Genomic DNA, 589 nt, shown 5'->3' with positions numbered 1-589 from the left:
GAAATAGATTGTGATTCTTCAGATTTCTCATCCATTTTGGATGTTTCTTCAGCTAATGACGGAGCTGTTATATGTTTTATTATTACAACATCTCCAACACTTTCTACAAGCTGATATGGTAATATTACACCTCTTTTACCACTCACAATTCCAGATAAAAAGCTACCTTTTGCTGCTTCGATTAATAATGATCTTATTCTAAATTTTTGAAGGCTAAGTTCAACATCTTCAACTTTTCCGCAATAAACTCCTCTTGTTGTAAATACATCCTTTCCAAATATTTCAGATAAATTTTTTACAGTTATTGCCATAAAAATTACCTCCTTCAACTTATTTATTTAAATAAATACACAAATATTTAAAGATTAGTTTTATCTAAAAATATATTTAGTGCTGGGATAGCCAAGTGGTACGGCGCTAGATTTTATTAATAAAGGCGATCCTGCTAAGCTAGTGGGCTTCTGCCCTCCAGGGTTCGAATCCCTGTCCCAGCGCCATTATTAAAAAGGAGGTAATAAATATGCAACTAAAAGATCCAAAAAGATTAATTGTGGCGGTAATATTAGCATTAATAGCAATTATATTAGGA

General features: G+C 32.1%; 1 protein-coding gene and 1 tRNA gene. One reads left to right on the top strand and one right to left on the bottom strand.

Annotation, left to right across the window (positions count from 1 at the left end):
- Positions 1–311, bottom strand: a 311-nt coding sequence (locus tag N2315_09615) for a PRC-barrel domain-containing protein (GenBank protein MCX7829427.1), incomplete at its 3' end; no start/stop codon positions are given.
- Between the two features lie 81 nt (positions 312–392).
- Here N2315_09615 and N2315_09610 point away from each other — a divergent pair.
- Positions 393–497, top strand: a tRNA-OTHER gene (locus N2315_09610).
- Positions 498–589 lie beyond the last annotated feature (92 nt).

The sequence above is a fragment of the Thermanaerothrix sp. genome (assembly GCA_026417795.1).
Lineage (GTDB): Bacteria > Synergistota > Synergistia > Synergistales > Synergistaceae > Thermanaerovibrio.
Note: the sequence above shows the minus strand (reverse complement) of the source record. Positions and strands in the feature narration are given on the sequence as shown.